Origin of the sequence: Streptomyces sp. NPDC014891, from assembly GCF_043081085.1 — a bacterium.
Lineage (GTDB): Bacteria > Actinomycetota > Actinomycetes > Streptomycetales > Streptomycetaceae > Streptomyces.
Genome location: NZ_JBIBWF010000010.1, coordinates 181,834 through 200,304, shown reverse-complemented (window position 1 = coordinate 200,304; position 18,471 = coordinate 181,834). Strand labels below are relative to the sequence as shown.

At 73.1% G+C, this 18,471-nt stretch carries 22 protein-coding genes; 14 read left to right on the top strand and 8 right to left on the bottom strand.

Annotation, left to right across the window (positions count from 1 at the left end):
• Positions 1 to 70: 70 nt before the first annotated feature.
• A complete protein-coding gene (locus ACF09E_RS27475; protein ID WP_383400354.1) occupies positions 71 to 805 on the bottom strand; it encodes a TetR/AcrR family transcriptional regulator in 735 nt (244 codons plus the stop codon).
• Positions 806 to 919: 114 nt separating this feature from the next.
• Here ACF09E_RS27475 and ACF09E_RS27470 point away from each other — a divergent pair, with 114 nt between their 5' ends.
• Positions 920 to 1,510 (top strand): NADPH-dependent FMN reductase, encoded by a 591-nt coding sequence (locus ACF09E_RS27470; RefSeq protein WP_392207879.1) that lies wholly within the window; start codon positions 920 to 922, stop codon positions 1,508 to 1,510.
• A gap of 3 nt (positions 1,511 to 1,513) precedes the next feature.
• Positions 1,514 to 3,046: an MDR family MFS transporter gene (locus ACF09E_RS27465; RefSeq protein ID WP_392207877.1), complete on the top strand. Its 1,533-nt coding sequence runs from the start codon at positions 1,514 to 1,516 to the stop codon at positions 3,044 to 3,046.
• On the opposite strand, the gene ACF09E_RS27460 is transcribed toward ACF09E_RS27465, so the two are convergent.
• Complete coding sequence (locus tag ACF09E_RS27460) at positions 2,979 to 3,377, bottom strand: hypothetical protein (protein ID WP_392207874.1); 399 nt, start codon at positions 3,375 to 3,377, stop codon at positions 2,979 to 2,981. The two genes, ACF09E_RS27465 and ACF09E_RS27460, sit on opposite strands and share 68 nt — an antisense overlap.
• Positions 3,378 to 3,504: 127 nt before the next feature.
• Here ACF09E_RS27460 and ACF09E_RS27455 point away from each other — a divergent pair, with 127 nt between their 5' ends.
• On the top strand, positions 3,505 to 4,134 hold the full coding sequence (locus ACF09E_RS27455; protein ID WP_392207872.1) for a uridine kinase: 630 nt from the start codon (positions 3,505 to 3,507) through the stop codon (positions 4,132 to 4,134).
• Positions 4,135 to 4,279: 145 nt separating this feature from the next.
• On the opposite strand, the gene ACF09E_RS27450 is transcribed toward ACF09E_RS27455, so the two are convergent.
• A complete protein-coding gene (locus ACF09E_RS27450) occupies positions 4,280 to 5,002 on the bottom strand; it encodes a SigE family RNA polymerase sigma factor (protein ID WP_148005899.1) in 723 nt (240 codons plus the stop codon).
• Between the two features lie 170 nt (positions 5,003 to 5,172).
• On the opposite strand from ACF09E_RS27450, the gene afsQ1 reads away from it, so the two are divergent.
• The 5 genes from afsQ1 (at position 5,173) to ACF09E_RS27425 (ending at position 8,985) form a co-directional block, all read left to right on the top strand.
• The gene (gene afsQ1, locus ACF09E_RS27445) at positions 5,173 to 5,850 is read left to right on the top strand and encodes a two-component system response regulator AfsQ1 (protein ID WP_017239746.1); all 678 of its coding nucleotides are present in this window, start codon (positions 5,173 to 5,175) and stop codon (positions 5,848 to 5,850) included.
• Entirely contained in the window at positions 5,847 to 7,376 is a 1,530-nt protein-coding gene (locus ACF09E_RS27440) for an ATP-binding protein (protein ID WP_392207870.1), read from the top strand. The genes afsQ1 and ACF09E_RS27440 overlap by 4 nt, the downstream gene beginning before the upstream one ends.
• Positions 7,373 to 7,984: a hypothetical protein gene (locus tag ACF09E_RS27435; RefSeq protein WP_361849409.1), complete on the top strand. Its 612-nt coding sequence runs from the start codon at positions 7,373 to 7,375 to the stop codon at positions 7,982 to 7,984. The genes ACF09E_RS27440 and ACF09E_RS27435 overlap by 4 nt, the downstream gene beginning before the upstream one ends.
• Positions 7,985 to 8,088: 104 nt before the next feature.
• Positions 8,089 to 8,691 carry a VanZ family protein gene (locus ACF09E_RS27430; protein WP_392207868.1) on the top strand — a complete coding sequence of 201 codons (603 nt, stop codon included), beginning with the start codon at positions 8,089 to 8,091 and terminating at the stop codon, positions 8,689 to 8,691.
• 93 nt (positions 8,692 to 8,784) lie between these two features.
• Positions 8,785 to 8,985, top strand: coding sequence for a PspC domain-containing protein (locus ACF09E_RS27425; RefSeq protein ID WP_392207866.1), 201 nt, complete (start codon positions 8,785 to 8,787; stop codon positions 8,983 to 8,985).
• An 82-nt stretch (positions 8,986 to 9,067) separates the two neighbouring features.
• On the opposite strand, the gene ACF09E_RS27420 is transcribed toward ACF09E_RS27425, so the two are convergent.
• Complete coding sequence (locus ACF09E_RS27420) at positions 9,068 to 9,439, bottom strand: hypothetical protein (protein WP_392207864.1); 372 nt, start codon at positions 9,437 to 9,439, stop codon at positions 9,068 to 9,070.
• Positions 9,440 to 9,611: 172 nt separating this feature from the next.
• Entirely contained in the window at positions 9,612 to 10,766 is a 1,155-nt protein-coding gene (locus tag ACF09E_RS27415; RefSeq protein ID WP_392207862.1) for an adenosine deaminase, read from the bottom strand.
• 121 nt (positions 10,767 to 10,887) lie between these two features.
• On the opposite strand from ACF09E_RS27415, the gene ACF09E_RS27410 reads away from it, so the two are divergent.
• Complete coding sequence (locus ACF09E_RS27410; protein ID WP_392207860.1) at positions 10,888 to 11,661, top strand: GNAT family N-acetyltransferase; 774 nt, start codon at positions 10,888 to 10,890, stop codon at positions 11,659 to 11,661.
• Positions 11,662 to 11,796: 135 nt separating this feature from the next.
• Entirely contained in the window at positions 11,797 to 12,573 is a 777-nt protein-coding gene (locus tag ACF09E_RS27405) for an alpha/beta hydrolase (RefSeq protein ID WP_361849419.1), read from the top strand.
• On the opposite strand, the gene ACF09E_RS27400 is transcribed toward ACF09E_RS27405, so the two are convergent.
• Positions 12,559 to 13,572 (bottom strand): LysR family transcriptional regulator, encoded by a 1,014-nt coding sequence (locus ACF09E_RS27400; protein WP_392207858.1) that lies wholly within the window; start codon positions 13,570 to 13,572, stop codon positions 12,559 to 12,561. The genes ACF09E_RS27405 and ACF09E_RS27400 overlap by 15 nt on opposite strands.
• Before the next feature lie 62 nt (positions 13,573 to 13,634).
• On the opposite strand from ACF09E_RS27400, the gene ACF09E_RS27395 reads away from it, so the two are divergent.
• From ACF09E_RS27395 to ACF09E_RS27385, 3 genes are all read left to right on the top strand, one after another.
• Positions 13,635 to 14,918 (top strand): MFS transporter, encoded by a 1,284-nt coding sequence (locus ACF09E_RS27395; RefSeq protein WP_392207856.1) that lies wholly within the window; start codon positions 13,635 to 13,637, stop codon positions 14,916 to 14,918.
• Between the two features lie 77 nt (positions 14,919 to 14,995).
• Positions 14,996 to 15,703: a L,D-transpeptidase family protein gene (locus ACF09E_RS27390; RefSeq protein ID WP_392207854.1), complete on the top strand. Its 708-nt coding sequence runs from the start codon at positions 14,996 to 14,998 to the stop codon at positions 15,701 to 15,703.
• An 84-nt stretch (positions 15,704 to 15,787) separates the two neighbouring features.
• Positions 15,788 to 16,759 carry a sigma-70 family RNA polymerase sigma factor gene (locus ACF09E_RS27385; RefSeq protein ID WP_388792914.1) on the top strand — a complete coding sequence of 324 codons (972 nt, stop codon included), beginning with the start codon at positions 15,788 to 15,790 and terminating at the stop codon, positions 16,757 to 16,759.
• Positions 16,760 to 16,777: 18 nt separating this feature from the next.
• On the opposite strand, the gene ACF09E_RS27380 is transcribed toward ACF09E_RS27385, so the two are convergent.
• Complete coding sequence (locus ACF09E_RS27380) at positions 16,778 to 17,053, bottom strand: STAS domain-containing protein (RefSeq protein ID WP_392207852.1); 276 nt, start codon at positions 17,051 to 17,053, stop codon at positions 16,778 to 16,780.
• Positions 17,054 to 17,117: 64 nt separating this feature from the next.
• On the opposite strand from ACF09E_RS27380, the gene ACF09E_RS27375 reads away from it, so the two are divergent.
• On the top strand, positions 17,118 to 17,777 hold the full coding sequence (locus ACF09E_RS27375) for an HAD family hydrolase (RefSeq protein WP_392207850.1): 660 nt from the start codon (positions 17,118 to 17,120) through the stop codon (positions 17,775 to 17,777).
• Here ACF09E_RS27375 and ACF09E_RS27370 read toward each other — a convergent pair.
• Complete coding sequence (locus ACF09E_RS27370) at positions 17,770 to 18,357, bottom strand: Uma2 family endonuclease (RefSeq protein ID WP_392207848.1); 588 nt, start codon at positions 18,355 to 18,357, stop codon at positions 17,770 to 17,772. The two genes, ACF09E_RS27375 and ACF09E_RS27370, sit on opposite strands and share 8 nt — an antisense overlap.
• Between the last annotated feature and the right edge of the window lie 114 nt (positions 18,358 to 18,471).

Below are 18,471 nucleotides of genomic sequence, written 5' to 3'. Positions count from 1 at the left end.
CCACCGGACCGCTTCGGTCTGCCGAGCGGTCCGGTCCGACAGGCCCCCGGGTGATCCCGGGGGCCTGTCGTCATGCCCGGCCGCGTTCCACGAGCCCCGCCACGCCGTCGAGCACGCAGTCGAGCCCCGTCTCGAACTGCCAGGCCGCGTCGTCCTTGCGCGCGGCCCCCCGCGTGTACCGCCGGTAGGTCGGGTAGCGCCCGGTCTCCATCAGGTACGACATCTGCGGGGCGAGCCCCCGGCGCGTGTCGTCGGCGCTCTGCCAGCCCTGTTCCTCCATGTACCGGCGCAGCGCGGCCTCGGACTGCGTGGCCCCGTGGACGTAGGCGTTGACCGCCCGGAACGCGGCCATCATCGTGTCGACGTCGAGCCCGAGCCCGTCGAGTGAGGCCAGCTGGCGCTCGGCCGCCGCCATCCGGGCCGGGGTGAGCGCGAAGAGCGGCGCGGGCATGTGGGCGAGCCAGGGGTGGCGCAGCATCATCTCCCGGGTCCGCAGCGCGTACGCGCGGAGCGTCTCCCGCCAGCCGGAGACCTCGTCCGCCGGTGCCAGTTCGCCGGAGACCCGGTCGATCATGAGCGCCCACAGCTCGTCCTTGCCGTTGACGTGCCGATAGGCGGCCATGGGCGCGACGCCCAGTTCGGTGGCGACCTTCCGCATGGTCACGGCGGCGAACCCCTCGCGGTCCGCGATGCCGATCGCGACCTCGGCGATCCTCCCGGCGCTGAGGGACGCCCGCGGTGCCGCCGCGGGCCGCTCCAGGCGCTCCCACAGCGAGACGTCGTCCGTCTCTTCCTTCTTCGCCACTGGGGCCTCCCTCTCTCGCGTACAGCGTATGCCTTGTGGACGCCGTACACAGCGGCGTGTACGTTGTACACCAGTCGGTGTACGCCGTACACAACGATGCTCCAGGGGGAACCCATGACCGCTCCGCTGCACCTCGCCGTGATCCAGGGCTCGACCCGCGACGGCCGCCTCGGCCCCGTCGTCGCGAACTGGCTGCTCCGGCACGCCGCCGACCGCCCGGATCTGACCACCGATCTGATCGACCTGGCAGAGACCCCGCTGCCGACCGTCTTCCCGCACCTCGGCCAGGCCCCCGAGCGCGCCGAGGACCGCGCCCTGCTCGCCGCCGTGTCACCGCGCCTGGCCGCCGCCGACGCCTTCGTCGTGGTGACCCCCGAGTACAACCACAGCTACCCGGCCTCCCTGAAGAACGCGATCGACTGGCACCACCGCGAATGGCACGCGAAGCCCGTCGGCTTCGTCTCCTACGGCGGCTTCTCCGCCGGCCTGCGCGCCGTCGAGCACCTGCGGGCCGTCTACGCCGAACTGCACGCCGTCACCATCCGCGAGACGGTCGGACTGCAGGGTGTCTGGGGGCAGTTCGACGAGAACGGCCGGGCCGTCGACCCGGCCACCGACACCGCGGCGAAGGCGATGCTCGACCAACTCGCCTGGTGGGGCGAGGCACTGCGGAACGCCCGCGCGAACAAGCCGTACGCGGCCTGAGCCATGACCACCCCTCCGGCACCCGCACCGGACACCCGCATCCCCTACCTGGGCATCACCGGGCTCATGCTCGGCGTCGTCCTCGCGACCCTCGACGGCACGATCGTCGGCACCGCCCTCCCCACCATCGCGGGCGAACTCGGCGGCCTCGAACGGCTGTCCTGGGTCGTCACCGCCTACCTCCTCACCGCCGCCGTCGCCACCCCGCTCTGGGGCAAGCTCGGCGACCTCCGCGGCCGCAAGGGCGCCTACCTCTCCGCCGTCGGCGTCTTCCTCGCCGGGTCGGTCCTCTCCGGCCTCGCGCAGAGCATGGGCCAGCTCATCGCCTTCCGCGCCCTCCAGGGCATCGGCGCCGGCGGCCTGATGGTCGGCGCCTTCGCCCTCATCGGCACCCTGGTGGCCCCGAAGGACAGCGCCCGGGTCCAGGGAGTCACCGGGGCGATGCTGCCGGCCGCCTTCGCCGGCGGCCCGCTCCTCGGCGGCCTCCTCACCGACCACCTGAACTGGCGCTGGGCCTTCTACGTCAACCTGCCCGTCGGCCTCGCCGCCCTGCTGATCGTCTCGCTCCGCCTGCGCGTACGGACCCCGCGCGTCCGGGCCCGCGTCGACTGGGCGGGAGCCCTGCTGCTGACCACCGGGGTCCTCGCGCTGACCCTGCTCGCCGGCTGGGCCGGCACCGCCCACGCCTGGACCTCGCCCCGGATCCTCACCCTGGGCGCGCTCGCGGTCGTGGCGCTCGCCTGGTTCGTCCGGGTCGAGCGGCGGGCCGAGGAGGCCGTCATCCCGCCCCGGCTCTTCCGCACCCGCAACTTCACACTGGCGCAGATCCTGAGCCTGCTGGTCGGCGCGGGCATGATCGCCGCCCTGAACTACCTGCCGCAGTACCTGCAGTTCGCCCGCGGCCAGTCCTCCACGGCGAGCGGACTGCTGCTGCTCCCGCTGATGCTCGCCATGGTCGCCGCGCAACTGGGATCGGGCCGGATCATCGCCAGGACCGGCCGCTACCGGATGTACCCGATCCTCGGCGGCGCGCTGATGACGGCGGGCGCGCTCGCCCTGCTGCTGCTCGACGTGGACACCCCCGTCGCCGTCGCCTCCGGGCTGACCGTGGTCGTCGGCGCGGGCATGGGCCTCCTCATGCAGGCCACGCTGCTCGTCACGATGTACGGCGCCGAGCCGCGCGACATGGGCGCGGCCAGCGGCACCGTCACCCTCGTGCGGACGCTCGGCGGCTCGCTCGGCGTGGCCGTCCTCGGCGCCGTGTTCACCGCGCGCCTCGACGGGGCCGACACCCGTCTGACCCCGGCACAGGCCCTGCGGCTGCCGGAGCCGGCCCGCGAGGGACTGGCGGCGGCCGTGACGAGCGGAGTGCACGGGGTGCTGCTCGGCACGGCACTGGTCGCCGCTCTGGCCTTCGCCGTGGCCTGGCTCGTACGGGACACCGCGCTGGGGCCCGGACCCGGCTCCGCTAGCCGAGCAGCCCCTGCGTCAGCGGGCCGGCCACCGGCAGGTCGGCCACCGCGCCGCCCTTCGTGAGGTGGTCGGTCAGCAGGTGGGTGCCGACCGGCTTGAAGTCGGCGATCTGGGTCCCCAGGCCGTTGTCGAGCGGGTCGACCCCGGTGTTGGCCAGCGGGTCGAGCTGCAGCCGGGTGAGGGGGCCGAGCCCGTGGGTGACACCCGACAGCGCGCCGGTACCGGCGGCGGCGGCGTCCGTCCTGGTCAGCGAGTCGACCGGCAGCGGAACGGGCGCCGCGGCCTGCGCCGCCGCACCGGCGCCGAGCACCGCCGCGCCCGCCGCCGTGACGCTGAGGCCTGCCGCGAGCAGGGCGCTGCGCCGGGAACTACGGGGTTCTGCGTGACGCGCCATGAGGGTCCTTCCGAGCATTCCACGGGGTGATCGGTCGCCCACCGACAGTAGTTGAGGTGTGACGCTCGATACCAACGGGCTTCCTCGGGGGTCCCCTGCACGGGGGAATGCTTCACACTGGTGTCCCGTGAGTTCCCATGCGATCCCGACCCGCGTCGTCCTGCTCGCGGGCCCCTCAGGCTCCGGCAAGTCGTCCCTCGCCGCCGCCGCCGGCCTCCCGGTGCTGCGCCTCGACGACTTCTACAAGGAGGCAGACGACCCGACCCTCCCCCTCGTCGAGGGGAGCGCGGACATCGACTGGGACTCCCCCGCGTCCTGGGACGCGGAGACCGCCGTCGCCGCCATCGTCGAACTGTGCCGCACCGGCCGGACCGACGTCCCCGTGTACGACCTCGCCACCAGCTCCCGGGTCGACCGCGAGCGCCTGGACATCGGCCGCACGCCGCTGTTCGTGGCCGAGGGGATCTTCGCGGCCGAGATCGTGGCCCGCTGCCGCGAGCTCGACGTCCTCGCCGACGCGCTCTGCCTGCGCGGCCGCCCGTCGACGACCTTCCGCCGCCGGCTCGCCCGCGACCTGCGCGAGGGCCGCAAGTCGGTCCCGTTCCTGCTGCGGCGCGGCTGGCGCCTGATGCGCGCGGAGCGGTCCATCGTCGCCCGCCAGACGGAACTGGGCGCCCACCCCTGCGCCAAGCCGGAGGCCCTCGGCCGCCTCGCGGCAGCGGCGGCGGGCCGCCACCGCACCCCCGCCGCGAGCTGACCCGCCGGGAACAGCACGACGCGGGCCGTACGAGCCCCCCAGCCCGTACGACCCGCGTCGTCATCCCCGTACCCCCGTACGGTTCCCCCGTGCTCCCCCGACGGCTCCGATTCCCCCGTAGCCCCCGCGGGTTTTCCCCCAGCCTTCAGGCCACCAGCTCGCCGAAGGACTCCTCCTCGTCACGGCCGAAGCTGAGCACCTCGTCCTCGCGCAGCCGCCGCAGCGACCGCCAGATGCTCGACTTCACCGTGCCGACACTGATGTCCAGGATCTCCGCGATCTCCGGATCGGTCCGGCCCTCGTAGTACCGCAGCACCAGCATCGTCCGCTGGAGCTCGGGCAGCCGGGCCAGGGCCTGCCACAGCACCGCGCGCAGCTCCGTGCCGCGCATCGCGTCCGACTCGCCCACCGTCTCCGGGAGCTCCTCGGTCGGGTACTCGTTCAGCTTGCGCCGGCGCCAGGCGCTGATGTGCAGATTGGTCATGGTGCGGCGGAGGTACCCGCCGACGGCGGCCTTGTCGCTGATCCGCTCCCAGGCGCGGTACGTGGAGAACAGCGCGCTCTGGAGCAGGTCCTCGGCCTCGAACCGGTCACCGGTGAGGTGGTAGGCGGTGGCGTACAGGGAGGCACGACGCTCCTGGACGTAGGCCGTGAACTCGGCCTCCGAACAGCTGCGCTCCCCCGTGACCTCCCCGTACGCCGCTCCCCCGTCAGCGATGGCGACCATGTACGGCGCCTTGCGCTGACGCCCGACGCTGCGAACGCACCCCCGCCCGTTCGTGACAGCGCCGGACTTCTCCGTGCTCCGCACGACGTCGTGGAGACGCGTGACAACTGCGCTTGAGGTGGTGCTGTGCAGTGCGTTCATCTCGCGCCCCCCGTCGGTTGGAGTGTGTTTCGGTCCGTGTGCCAAGAAGCTTGCCCATCGGACTTCATGGCGTTGTCCGCCGACTGTCACAGACGTGTCACAGGGCCCCCGCCAGAAGCGCGCCTCCCAGCGGTCGAACTCGGACGGCCCGATGCGACAGAATGGCGCCCGTGCCTTTTCTGTTGCTGATCGAGGACGACGACGCCATCCGCACGGCCCTCGAACTCTCCCTGTCCCGGCAGGGCCACCGGGTGGCCACCGCCGCGACCGGTGAGGACGGCCTCCAGCTGCTGCGCGAGCAGCGGCCGGACCTGGTCGTGCTCGACGTCATGCTGCCCGGCATCGACGGCTTCGAGGTGTGCCGGCGCATCCGCCGCACCGACCAGTTGCCGATCATCCTGCTGACCGCGCGCAGCGACGACATCGACGTGGTCGTGGGCCTGGAGTCCGGCGCCGACGACTACGTCGTGAAGCCGGTGCAGGGCCGCGTCCTCGACGCCCGGATCCGGGCCGTCCTGCGACGCGGGGAGCGGGAGTCCACGGACTCGGCGACCTACGGCTCCCTGGTGATCGACCGCTCCGCGATGACGGTGACCAAGAACGGCGAGGACCTCCAGCTCACCCCGACCGAGCTGCGGCTGCTCCTGGAGCTGAGCCGCCGGCCCGGACAGGCGCTCTCCCGGCAGCAGTTGCTCCGCCTGGTGTGGGAGCACGACTACCTCGGCGACTCGCGGCTCGTCGACGCCTGCGTGCAGCGGCTGCGCGCCAAGGTCGAGGACGTGCCGTCCTCGCCGACGCTCATCCGCACCGTGCGCGGGGTCGGCTACCGGCTGGACGTTCCTGCGTGAGCAAGGGGATCGTCACGCGGCTGCGCCTCTCCAGCCTGCGGCTGCGTCTTGTCGTCGTCTTCGCCCTGGTCGCGCTCACCGCGGCCGTCGCCGCCTCCGGCATCGCCTACTGGCTGAACCGCGAGGCGGTGCTGACCCGCACCCAGGACGGCGCGCTCAACGACTTCCGGCAGGAGATGCAGAACCGGGCCGCGACGCTGCCGCTCCGGCCCACCCAGGACGACCTGCGGCGGACGGCCGAGCAGATGGCCACCGGCAGCGCCAACTACCAGGTGCTGCTGCTCGGTGAGCGGGACGCGGGCAAGCCGATCGTCGGCGCCTCGAACCCGGACGACTTCACCCTGGCCGACGTGCCGCGCGCGCTGCGCGAGGCCGTGGACACCGAGCGCCCGGTGACGGAGGCCAACCCGTACCGGTACCACCTGTTCTGGCAGCGCACGGAGCGGAACGGCACGCCGTACCTGGTCGGCGGGACGCGGATCGACGGCGGCGGGCCCGCCGGCTACATGTTCAAGTCGCTGGCGGCGGAGAAGGCCGACCTGAACTCGCTCGCCTGGTCCCTCGGCATCGCGACCGCGCTCGCCGTGGCCGGCTCCGTCCTGCTCGCCCAGGTCGCGGCGACGACCGTGCTGCGGCCGGTCCACCGGCTCGGCGAGGCGGCCAGGCAGCTCGGCGAGGGCAAGCTCGACACCCGCCTCCGGGTCACCGGAGCCGACGAACTGTCCGACCTCACCAGGACGTTCAACAGCGCGGCCGAGTCCCTGCAGAAGAAGGTCGCGGACATGAGCGCCCGCGAGGAGTCCTCCCGGCGGTTCGTCGCCGACATGTCGCACGAGCTGCGGACCCCGCTGACCGCGCTCACCGCCGTCACGGAGGTCCTGGAGGACGAGCAGGACTCCCTCGACCCGATGATCGCCCCGGCGGTCGCCCTCGTGGTCAGCGAGACCCGGCGCCTCAACGACCTGGTCGAGAACCTCATGGAGGTCACCCGCTTCGACGCGGGCACCGCGCGCCTCGTCCTCGACGAGGTGGACATCGCCGACCAGATCACCGCCTGCATCGACGCGCGCGCGTGGCTCGACGCCGTCGACCTCGACGCCGAGCGCGGCATCGTGGCCCCGCTCGACCCGCGCCGGCTCGACGTGATCCTCGCGAACCTGATCGGGAACGCCCTGAAGCACGGCGGCTCGCCGGTCCGGGTCTCGGTGCGCACCGAGGACGCCGAACTGGTCATCGCCGTACGCGACCACGGCCCCGGCATCCCCGAAGAGGTGCTGCCGCACGTCTTCGACCGCTTCTACAAGGCGAGCGCGTCCCGGCCGCGGTCCGAGGGCAGCGGCCTGGGCCTGTCGATCGCCATGGAGAACGCGCTGATCCACGGCGGTTCGATCACCGCGGCCAACTCGGTCGGCGAGGACGGGGCGGTGGACGGAGCGGTGTTCGTGCTGCGGCTGCCGCTCGACGCGTCGGGGATCACCCGCGAGGTGCAGACCCGCAGCAGCCAGGGCGAGGTGGAGGAAGCGTGAGACGCCGCACCATCGGGCGTACGGTCCTGACCGCCGGACTCGTCGCGCTCACCGCGCTGGCGACCGGCTGCGGCATCAGGACCACCTCGGTCCCGGTCGACGCGGGCGCCGCCCCGTCCCGGGTCCCCTGCAGCGTGACCCAGGAGGGGGCGACGGGCTCCGCCGTGCGGGGCGTGCCCGTCCGGATCTTCCTGGTCTGCGGCTCGCAGCTGGAGGCGGTGGACCGGCGCTCCCTGCCGGAGGAGAAGGCGGGCGGCAACCCGGTGCGCACGGCGTCGGGGCTGCTGTCGCAGCTGCTCGCCGAGCCCTCGGAGAGCGAGCAGCGGGCCGGCTTCACCACCGCGGTCCGCGGTCCCCTGGTGGTGCGCGGCGGCCACCGCGGCGACCCTGCGGGCACGCTGCGGCTGAGCCGCCAGCCGGAGGACCTGGCACCGACGGCGCTGTCGCAGCTGGTCTGCACGTTCGCGGGCAGCTCGGCGGGCGCGGGGGAGCAGACGGTGCTGCTGGGCGGGCCGGGCGCGTACGCGCCTAAGCGGTACCGGTGCACGACGGAACTCCGGGAGCGCCCGGAATCCACCCCGCCGACGGCCCCGGCCGCACCGAACTGACACCCGGGAGGGCGGCCCGCCGCCGGCCGCTCCGGGGTCCGGGCGCGGGCCCGACGCGGCCCGTGGCGTGGAGGCGCCGCGGGACGCGGGGAACCGATGGCGTCATGAGGGGCGTCTTGGGGGGCGTGCAGCGTCAAGGTTCGGGCGGCAGTGCCGCCAAGGTCGTCCGCGTGGCAGGGCTCGTCCTCGTCCTCGCGCATCTCCTGGTCGTCGCCTGGATCAGCCTGCGCCCACGCGACGTCGCCTGGGTGACCGCGCCGAACGTCGTCCCCCTCCACGGCCTCCGGGCCGACCTCGCCCTCGGTACCACCGAGGCCGCCCGGCTGATCGCCGAGGGGCTGCTGCTCCTCGCCCCGCTCGGCGTCCTGCTCCCGATGGCCGACGGACGGCTCCGGGTCTCCGGGTGGGCCTCCCTCACCCGCACCACCGCCGCCGGCGCGCTCGTGTCCCTCGCCGTCGAGCTCCTCCAGACCGCCGTGCCCGGTCAGGTCGTGGACGTGGACTCGGTCCTCCTCAACACCGCCGGGGTGGCGCTCGCCCACCTCCTCCTCGTCCCGGCCGGGCGCACCTGGCTGCGCCGCAGGTCGGACGACGGGCGGGCGGACTCCTCCGTGAGGACCAGCCGGGGCCGGGGTTCCGCCCTGCTGCGGAACGACGGGTCTCAGGGTGCGACCCCGACGATTCCCAGGGTCCCGATCGCCCGGTAGACCGACGCCCCCGACGGCCCTCCGGCGGCACCATGGAGTCATCGGGAGCCCGGCAGAGAGGCCTCCCGGACACCGACTCCGAAGGAGCCCACCATGGCCGCACTGACCCGCCCCCGTGACGGACGCGTGATCGGCGGAGTGTGCGCGGGCCTGGCCCGGCGCTTCGGCATCTCCGCGAACACGATGCGTCTGATCTTCCTGGTCTCGTGCCTGCTGCCCGGACCGCAGTTCCTGGTCTACCTCGGCCTGTGGATCTTCCTGCCCGACGAGCGGAAGGCCACCGCGGCCTGGTGACCGGCCCACGCCGAAGGGGCGCGTGCCCGGGAGACCGGGTGCGCGCCCCTTCGGCGTACGGAGCCTCGTAGGGCTCCTGGGATCAGCCGATCGGCAGGCCGCCCGCGCCCAGCGGCAGGCCGCCGAGGAGGCCGCCCAGCGGGGTGGCGCCGAGACCGCCGGCGGCGGCGTCGAGCGGCAGGCTCTGGGTGGCCTGGCCGGCGGCCGCCGGGAGGGTCTTGACGCCCTGGTCGACGCCCTGGCCGAGGGCGCCCTGGCCGGCGACGAGGGACTCGGCCGCGCCGTCGGGGAGCTGGGTGAGGTCGTCACCCAGCGGAACGGCCTTGGTCACCGTGCCCACAGCGTCGGTGTTGAGCGGCAGGGACGGCGCGGCGGAGGCCGTGCCGGCGGCGGCAGCGGCGAAAGCGGCACCGAGAGCGGCGACACCGAGCTTCTTGGCGGCAGACTGCTTCATCTGAAAATCTTCCTTGGGGAATCCGGGGGCTTCCGGGAAAGCCGGACGGGGAAATCCTGGGAATGCAGAGCGGCTCTGCAACCTAACCAGTGAACGATCCCGCCGCAAACACCGGAAAGCGGCCGGGTGTCGTGCCCTCCCGGCCGCTCGGTTCCCGTCGACGTACCGCCGCTCAGCCCGCCGTACGCGAAGAGTCGCTGGTCGTGGCGGTCTGCTGGAACAGCCATTCGGACTTCAGCTCGGCATATCCGGGCTTGATGACCTCATTGATCATGGCCAGTCGTTCATCGAAAGGAATGAACGCTGATTTCATCGCATTGACCGTGAACCACTGCATGTCGTCGAGCGTGTAATCGAATGCCTCGGTCAGCAGCTCGAATTCCCGGCTCATGCTCGTCCCGCTCATGAGGCGGTTGTCGGTGTTGACCGTGGCCCGGAAGTGCAGCGTGCGGAGCAGCCCGATGGGGTGCTCGGCGAACGACGCCGCCGCGCCCGTCTGGAGGTTGGAGGAGGGGCACATCTCCAGCGGGATCCGCTTGTCCCGGACGTAGGCGGCGAGCCGGCCGAGGGTCACCGAGCCGTCGTCGGCCACCTCGATGTCGTCGATGATCCGGACGCCGTGCCCGAGCCGGTCGGCGCCGCACCACTGGAGCGCCTGCCAGATGGAGGGCAGCCCGAAGGCCTCGCCCGCGTGGATCGTGAAGTGGTTGTTCTCCCGCTTGAGGTACTCGAAGGCGTCCAGGTGCCGGGTGGGCGGGAAGCCGGCCTCGGCGCCCGCGATGTCGAAGCCGACGACGCCGGAGTCGCGGTAGCGGTTGGCCAGCTCGGCGATCTCCAGGGCGCGGGCCGCGTGCCGCATCGCGGTGAGCAGGGCGCCGACCCGGATGCGGTGCCCGTTCGCCCTGGCCTGCCGCTCGCCCTCGCGGAAGCCCTCGTTGACGGCCTCGACGACCTCCTCCAGGGTGAGGCCGGCCTCCAGGTGCTGCTCGGGGGCGTAGCGCACCTCGGCGTAGACGACGCCGTCCTCGGCGAGGTCGACGGCGCACTCGGCGGCGACGCGGAAGAGGGCGTCACGGGTCTGCATGACGGCGCAGGTGTGCGCGAAGGTCTCCAGGTACCGCTCCAGGGAACCGGAGTCGGCGGCTTCGCGGAACCAGATGCCGAGCTTGTCGGGCTCCGTCTCGGGGAGCTGCCGATAGCCCTGCTCCCGGGCGAGTTCGATGATCGTGCCGGGGCGCAGTCCACCGTCGAGGTGGTCGTGGAGCAGCACCTTCGGGGCACGGCGGATCTGGTCCGCGGTGGGGACGCTGGGGGTCTGGCTCGTCATTTCCGCATGCTAGCCCCTACGCGCGTAGAAGGCGCCTCGTGGCACGGAATCCACGACCGGCCTCCTCCCTCCCGGCGGATATCGCGAGGCCCGGCCGGCCGCCGGCTCCTAGGCTGTCGGGATGACCGCTCGACCGCAGGACCCCGAACTGGCGCGCATCCAGGCCTCCTTCTCCGGTTTCCACCGCCGCCAGGCGGACCGGGTCGTCGAGTTCCCCGGCGGATTCGCCGCGCTCGACGACCGGTACACGCACTCCCGCGGCAACAACCACCTGGTGGTCGACGGCCCGGCCGGTCCCCCGGCCCTGCCGGCGCTGGCCGACGACCTGCTCGGCCACCTGCCGTACCGGCTCATGTACGTCGTCGACGACGAGGTCGCGGCCGCGAGCCGGGGCCCGCTGGAGGACTCCGGCTACACCGCCTCGCGCACCCTCCTCATGCGGCACGACGGCCCCGTCCCGGCACACGGCGGGGCCCGGCAGGTGGGCATCGAGGAACTCCGCGGGCCGGCCTCGACGGCCTGGCGCCGGTTCGCCCCCGGAGTGTCCGACGAGGAGGTACACCACCTCGTGGAGCGCCGGCTGGCCCGGCTGGGCGCCGCGGACGACGTACGGTTCCTGGCCGTGCACACCGAGGACGGCGAGGTGGCCTCGTGGGTCGACCTGTACCTCGACCCGGCGGCCGGCACCGCCCGGATCGAGGACCTCGTCACCGCCGAGACCCACCTCGGCCAGGGCCACGCCGGCCGCGTCCTCGACACGGCACTGCACCTGGCGGCCGAAGCGGGCTGCGACCTCCGCTTCCTGAGCGCCGACGAGTCCAAGTGGCCCCACCGCTGGTACGGCCGGAGGGGCTTCACCGTCGCCGACACCGTCCACGTCTTCGCGAGGGGATGACCGCGCGCGGAACCCCGCGCGGCGGATCACGGTGACCTGCTGAATCCGGACGAACTGCGGTGGCGCGCCGGGCGATACGCAACAGAGACCGCGCGTACCACTGGCGTACACCTCTCCTTCTGAGACTGTTCTGTCATGGCGCACTTCGCACTCGTGGGGCCGCCCGACGGCCGGAGACCCCGGCTCGGTCGGCCCGTTGGAGGTTCCCGCACGTCCGAGGCGGTGGGCGGGGTGGTGCTGCTCCTCCCCGACGGCGATCCGGTGTCGGGGCGGCGGGCCTCCGCGCGGGCGCACGCGGCGCTGCTGCCGCTCGGGCGCTCGCTGGTCCGGGCGGGCCGGACCGAGGGACTCGTCGCCCATGTGGTGCGCTACCGGGGGCGCGGCTGGAACGGCGCCGACGCGAACCTCGCCGCCGACGCCTCCTGGGCCGTCGCGGAGGCCGTACGGCGCTACGGCGACGTCCCGGTCTGCCTCGTCGGCCACGGCCTCGGCGGCCGGGCGGCACTGCGGGCCGCCGGGCACGGCGCGGTCGGCGCGGTCCTCGCGCTCGCCCCCTGGCTCCCGGAGGACGACGTGGCGGCGGAGCCGGAGGACGTACGGCAGTTGGCGGGGCGACGGGTGCTGCTCGTCCACGGCACGAACGACGCCCGCACGGACCCGGAGCTGTCGTTCCGGTACGCCGAGCGGGCCAAGAAGGCGAACCGCGACACCTGCCGGTTCGAGGTGCACTCGGACGGCCACGCGCTGCGGCAGTACGCGGAGGAGGTACGGGCGCTCGCGGCCGACTTCGTCCTCGGCGCGCTCTTCGCACGGCCGGTCGCCCGGCCGGTGACCGACGCGATGGCCGCTCCCCCGCCGCTCGGTCTGCGGATGCCGCTCGCGGCGGGCTTCGGCGGCTCACTCCGCAGGTGAGGACTCCGCCGCGCCGGGATCCGCGGGCAGCAGGGGCGCTGCGGGCTCCTTGGGCAGGAGGTGGCCGCGCCGGCCGAGGAGGAACTTCTTGAAGGCGGCCACCGGGGCGGTGTCGGGGTGCCCGTCCAGCCAGGCGACGCCGATCTCGCGGACCGCCCGCGGTGCGGTGACGGTGAGTTCGACGACGCCCGGGCGCGGTACGGCCGGCGGCGGCAGCAGGGCGACGCCGAGGCCCGCGGCGACCAGGCCGCGGAGCGTCTCGGCCTCCTCGCCCTCGAAGGCGACCCGGGGCTTGAAGCCGGCTTCGGCGCACAGGTCGTCGGTGATGCGGCGGAGCCCGTACCCCGGCTCCAGGGTCACGAAGGTCTCGTCGGCGGCCTCGGCGAGGCGGACCCGCTTGCGGCCCGCGAGCCGGTGGTCGTCGGGGACGACGAGCCGGAGCCGCTGCTCGTCGAGGCGCCGCGCGACGAGGTCGGGCGCGTCCGGCACCGGGGAGGTCAGGCAGAGGTCGAGGTCGCCGACGCGAAGGCGTTCGATCATGGCCTCGCCGTAGTTCTGCACGAGGGTGAAGCGGATCCCCGGGTGGTCGACGCGGAAGGCGCGGATGAGACCGGGGACGGTCTCGGAGCCCATCGTGTGGAGGAAGCCGAAGGCGACCCGGCCCGCGGTGGGGTCGGCGTCCGCCCGTACGGTGTCGGCGGCCCGCTCCACCTCGGCGAGGGCCCGCTCCGCGGCGCCGAGGAAGCGGCGCCCGGCGGGCGTGAGGGAGACCGTGCGGCCGCGGCGGGCGAAGAGGGTGACGCCGAGGTCCTGTTCGAGCCTGACCATCGCACGGGAGAGCGTGGACTGCGGGACGCCCATCTCGGCCGCGGCCCTGGTCACATGCTCGTGCCGGGCCACGGCGGCGAAGTACGCGAGCCGCGGCGCGAGGAGCATTCCCATGTCTTCTTCGTTACTGTTCGGTGACAGCCGAGGCTGTGACCTGTACTCATGCGCCATGGGAACGATTACAGCAGTTCCGTGCATTGGACGCATGAAGCGGGGCGACCTACGTTCGAGGCATGCCTTCCGCCAGTACCGAGGCGGCCGCCACCCACGCGTCCGCCGGCTCCCGCCCCGCCCCCGCCGACACCCGCCTCGCGCCCGGCACCCCCGGCCACCGCCGGATGAGCCTCGCGCTCTTCGCCGCGGGCCTCGCCGCCTTCGCGCTCCTCTACTCCACGCAGGCCCTCCTCCCGGCCATCTCGGCCGAGTTCGGCGCCACCGCCTCCGCCGCCTCCTGGACGGTCTCGGCCGCGACCGGCGCCCTCGCCCTGTGCGTGATCCCGCTCAGCGCCCTCTCCGAGCGCTTCGGCCGGCGCACGATGATGATCGCCTCGCTGTCCGTCGCGGTCGGCATCTCCCTCCTCCTGCCGCTCGCCCCGAACCTGGAGTCCCTGATCGTCCTGCGTGCGGTCCAGGGCGCCGCGCTCGCCGGGCTCCCGGCCTCGGCGATGGCCTTCCTCGCCGAGGAGGTCCGCCCCAAGGCGCTGGTCGCCGCGATCGGCCTGTTCGTCGCGGGCAACTCGATCGGCGGCATGAGCGGCCGGCTGGTGACCGGCTGGGCGGCCCAGATGTGGGGCTGGCGGGCGGGTCTGGCCGCCGTCGGCCTGACCTCCCTGCTGTGCGCGCTGGCCTTCCGCGCGCTGCTGCCGAAGGCACGGCACTTCACGCCCGGCACGCTCTCCCCGAAGGCGCTCGCCCGGACCGTGCGGGGGCATCTGGCGGACCCGCTGCTGATGCGCCTGTACGCGATCGGCGCCCTGTTCATGACGGTCTTCGGCGCGGTGTACACCGTGATCGGCTACCGCCTGGTCGAGGCTCCGTTCTCGCTGCCGCAGGGCGTGATCGGCTCGATCTTCCTCATCTACCTGGTCGGCACGGTCTCCTCGGCCGCCGCGGGCCGGCTCGTCGGCCGCCTCGGCCGCCGCGGGGCGCTCTACCTGGCGGTGTCCACCACCGCCGCGGGCCTGCTGCTCTCGCTCGCCGACGCGCTGCCCGCCGTCCTCGCGGGCCTCGTCCTGATCACCGCCGGGTTCTTCGCGGGGCACGCGGTCGCGTCCTCCTCGGTGAGCCGCACGGCCGTGACGGGCCGCGCGCAGGCCTCGGCGCTCTACCAGTCCGCGTACTACCTCGGCAGCAGCGCGGGCGGCACGCTCGGCGCGATCGCGTTCCACGTCGGCGGCTGGGCCGGGACGGTCCTGATCGGCCTCGTCGCGGTCCTCGGCGTCGTCTCGGTGACCCTGTACGGCAGCCACAGCGCGCGCGTGGAGGCGCGTCGGGTCAGGCTCGCGGCCTCCTGCTGATTGCGGCGGTTCCGGTGCAACTGAGACGCTCCCCCGGGCGTCATGAAGGACAGGGACTCCAGGGGGAGATGATGATCATGAAGAGAATCGCGGGTCGGATAGGCAGAAGGGCCGGCATCGCCACGGGCCTCACCGCGCTGGTGCTGCCGATGACGATCGCCGTCGGCGCGGCGCCGGCCCAGGCCGCGTCCTGCAACGTGACGACGGGCCCGTACCAGAAGCAGGTGGAGAAGTTCCTCGGCCGCACGGCCGACGGGCGCCAGTCGCTCGCCGACTGCAAGGCCATCCAGGCCTTCCAGAAGAAGCACGGCATCACCCCGACCGCGGGGTACGCCGGGACGATCACCTGGCGCACGATGAACACGATGAACCAGCAGAAGGCGGCGGGGTCCAACCCCAACAAGGACCGCAAGTGTCCGACCAACAAGGGCCGGATCGCCTGCGTCGACCTCACCCGCCAGCTGAGCTGGATCCAGGACGGCTCGCGCCTCAAGTACGGTCCCGTGCCGGTCCGTACGGGCCGGGACGGCAGCGAGACCCGGACCGGGTCGAAGAAGGTCTACTGGCGGAACATCAACCACTGGTCGACGCTCTACAACGTCTCCATGCCGTACGCCCAGTTCTTCGACGGCGGGCAGGCCTTCCACTCGACGACCAAGTCCATGTGGAACCCGCCGGGCTCCGCCGGCTGCGTGAACATGACGTCGAAGGACGCCAAGGCCTACTGGGGCCTGCTCAAGAACGGCGACGACGTCTTCGTCTACGGGCGCAAGCCGGGAACCTGACCCCGGCTGTCAGTCCGCTGCGGTAGCTTCCCTCTCACCGGCACCGAACGGGTGCCGGTGAGGGGTGAGTGGGGTGTGGACCCGATGAGTGACGCCGCGACCGCGACGACCGAGCAACTCGACACGTACCGCCGGGAGCTGACCGGCTACTGCTACCGGATGCTGGGCTCCTCCTTCGAGGCCGAGGACGCGGTGCAGGACACCATGGTGCGCGCCTGGAAGGCGATCGACTCCTTCGAAGGGCGCTCCTCGCTGCGGTCCTGGCTCTACCGGATCGCCACCAACGTCTGCCTCGACGCGCTGAACGCGGGCAACCGGAGGGCACGGCCCATGGACCTGACCTCCGCGACGCCGGTCGCCCAGGCGCAGCTCGTCAAACAGCCGGAGATCACCTGGCTGGAGCCGGTGCCCGACGGGCGGGTGCTGCCCTCGGTCGGCGACCCGGCGGAGGCGGCCGTCTCCCGCGAGACCGTGCGGCTCGCGTTCGTGGCCGCGCTCCAGCACCTGCCGCCCAAGCAGCGGGCGGTGCTCATCCTGCGCGAGGTCCTCGCCTGGAAGGCGAGCGAGGTCGCCGAACTCCTCGACACCTCCGTCGCCTCGGTCAACAGCGCCCTCCAGCGGGCCCGCGCGACGCTCGCCGAGCAGGCGCCGGCCGCCTCGGACCCCGCGAACCCCCTCGACGAGGAGCAGAAGGCGCTCCTGGAGCGCTACGTCGCCGCCTTCGAGGGCTACGACATGAAGGCGCTGACCGCGCTCCTCCACGAGGACGCGACCATGTCCATGCCGCCGTACGACCTCTGGCTCCAGGGGCACGACGACATCGTCGGCTGGATGCTGGGCGTCGGCGAGGTGTGCGCCGGCTCGAAGCTGGTGCCGACCGTGGCGAACGGCTCGCCGGCCTTCGCCCAGTACCACCCGGACCCGGCGGGCGGCTACAGCCCGTGGGCGCTCATCGTCCTGGAGCTCCGCGACGGCAAGGTCGCCGGGATGGACTTCTTCCTGGACACCGAGCGCTGGTTCCCGCTCTTCGACCTGCCGGCCCGGCTGGAGGCCTGAGGTCCCGGCCGGGGGGACCTATCCGCCCAGGGTCCCGTCGAGGCCGGTCAGCAGGAGCAGGGCCCGCAGGTCGGGCCCTGCTCCGTGGAAGCGGATGCGGTGCCCCCGCCGCCCGGCGGCGAGCTTCAGCCGGGCGAGGGCGTCGACGGCCGCGAGGTCGGCCGCTGCGAGTGCGCCGACCTCGCAGACCACCTCCCCGGGCGGGGCGGCCCCGAGCTCGGCGCAGAGCAGCGCCACCTCGTCCCCGGTCGGCCGGGCGGGCAGGGTCACGACGAGCGGTCGGCTGGTGTCCACACGGCTTGAGACCGGCCCTCGGACCGGAACTCATCGGTGATCGCCCCGACCGTAGGGTCGGGCCATGACCCATGACCCCACCGAACTGGTGATCTTCGACTGCGACGGCGTCCTGGTGGACAGCGAGCGGATCTACTGCCGCGTGGACCGGGAGGTGTTCGCCTCGCTGGGAGCCGAGTTCACCGAGACGGAGATGGTCGACCTCTTCGTCGGCTCCCCGCACGACCTGCTCACCTCGATCGTGGAGGAGCGGCGCGGCCGCCCGCTGGAGCCGGACTGGCAGGCGCCCTTCCGGCAGCGCTACGAGGACGCCCTGGACGCGGAACTGACAGCCGTGGAGGGCGTCGCCGACGTGCTGGACGGGCTGGCCGTCCCGTACTGCCTCGCCTCCAACGGGAGCCACGCCTCGATCCGCCGGAACCTGGGCCGCGCGGGCCTGCTGGACCGCTTCGAGGGCCGGATGTTCAGCGCCCGCGACGTCGCCCGCGGCAAGCCGGCCCCGGACCTCTTCCTGCACGCGGCGGCCGCGATGGGCGTCGCGCCGGAGCGCTGCGCGGTGGTCGAGGACAGCCCGTACGGCGTCCGGGCGGCCCGGGCGGCCGGGATGCGCGCCTTCGGCTACACCGGCGGCCTGACACCGGCGGCCCGGCTGACCGGTCCGGGGACGGTGGTCTTCGCGGACATGCGGGAGCTGAGGGGGCTGCTGGGGGCCGGGCTCAGCTGACCGGGAACTCCGCCGTGTCGAGGGCGAGGTCGAAGGGGGCGGGGAGGTGGATCTCCTCCCCGAACGGCACGGCACGGAGGACTCGGTAGACGTCCCCCTTCGGCTCTCCGTAGAGGGTCACGGTCGGGCCGCCGGACGCGAATGAGTCGATCAACAGGTAGAGCGGGATGCCGGCAGCGGCGTACCCGGCGGCCTTGCTGATGCGATCGTGGTTCGCGTTCGAGGGCGAGGTGACCTCGGCAACGAGCTCGACGTCATCGGCTGTCACGTACTGGCCGGGTCCATCGAGCACCGCGAAGGGAAGAACAGCGAGGTCCGGAACGAACATGCCCCTGCGCGCAGGCACGGCGATCGCTAGCGTCTGCACCACACCCCACTCTTCCGGAATGCCGAGAACCAGCCGACGATGCACTCGCGAGGCGATGGAGTTGTGACGGCTGGCCGGTGACGGTGACACGGTGATGATCCCCTCGATGATCTCCACCTTGCAGCCCTCGGGTGCGTCCGTCTCCTCCCAGATCCGGACGAGGTCGTCCCACCCGTGGTCATAAGACGAGTGGTCGACGGTGAGTGCGCTCATGGCGGTCTCCTCTATCGGTGCGTCACCGATCCCAGCATGCCGAACGGGACCGGTGGAGGTCCACCGGTCCCGTTCGCCCGAAGGTGTCACCGGCACATGCCAGCGGCGATCAGG

Excerpts from the sequence above, each read along its gene's own strand:
- ACF09E_RS27370 (WP_392207848.1), bottom strand. The coding sequence starts at position 18,357 with ATGAGCGCACTCACCGTCGACCACTCGTCTTATGACCACGGGTGGGAC.
- ACF09E_RS27460 (WP_392207874.1), bottom strand. The coding sequence starts at position 3,377 with ATGGCGCGTCACGCAGAACCCCGTAGTTCCCGGCGCAGCGCCCTGCTC.
- ACF09E_RS27375 (WP_392207850.1), top strand. The coding sequence starts at position 17,118 with ATGACCCATGACCCCACCGAACTGGTGATCTTCGACTGCGACGGCGTC.
- ACF09E_RS27405 (WP_361849419.1), top strand. The coding sequence starts at position 11,797 with ATGGCGCACTTCGCACTCGTGGGGCCGCCCGACGGCCGGAGACCCCGG.
- ACF09E_RS27425 (WP_392207866.1), top strand. The coding sequence starts at position 8,785 with ATGGCCGCACTGACCCGCCCCCGTGACGGACGCGTGATCGGCGGAGTG.
- ACF09E_RS27400 (WP_392207858.1), bottom strand. The coding sequence starts at position 13,572 with ATGGCGCATGAGTACAGGTCACAGCCTCGGCTGTCACCGAACAGTAAC.
- ACF09E_RS27390 (WP_392207854.1), top strand. The coding sequence starts at position 14,996 with ATGAAGAGAATCGCGGGTCGGATAGGCAGAAGGGCCGGCATCGCCACG.
- ACF09E_RS27395 (WP_392207856.1), top strand. The coding sequence starts at position 13,635 with ATGCCTTCCGCCAGTACCGAGGCGGCCGCCACCCACGCGTCCGCCGGC.
- ACF09E_RS27420 (WP_392207864.1), bottom strand. The coding sequence starts at position 9,439 with ATGAAGCAGTCTGCCGCCAAGAAGCTCGGTGTCGCCGCTCTCGGTGCC.
- ACF09E_RS27450 (WP_148005899.1), bottom strand. The coding sequence starts at position 5,002 with ATGAACGCACTGCACAGCACCACCTCAAGCGCAGTTGTCACGCGTCTC.
- ACF09E_RS27430 (WP_392207868.1), top strand. The coding sequence starts at position 8,089 with ATGAGGGGCGTCTTGGGGGGCGTGCAGCGTCAAGGTTCGGGCGGCAGT.
- ACF09E_RS27470 (WP_392207879.1), top strand. The coding sequence starts at position 920 with ATGACCGCTCCGCTGCACCTCGCCGTGATCCAGGGCTCGACCCGCGAC.
- ACF09E_RS27465 (WP_392207877.1), top strand. The coding sequence starts at position 1,514 with ATGACCACCCCTCCGGCACCCGCACCGGACACCCGCATCCCCTACCTG.
- ACF09E_RS27385 (WP_388792914.1), top strand. The coding sequence starts at position 15,788 with ATGAGTGACGCCGCGACCGCGACGACCGAGCAACTCGACACGTACCGC.
- ACF09E_RS27415 (WP_392207862.1), bottom strand. The coding sequence starts at position 10,766 with ATGACGAGCCAGACCCCCAGCGTCCCCACCGCGGACCAGATCCGCCGT.
- ACF09E_RS27410 (WP_392207860.1), top strand. The coding sequence starts at position 10,888 with ATGACCGCTCGACCGCAGGACCCCGAACTGGCGCGCATCCAGGCCTCC.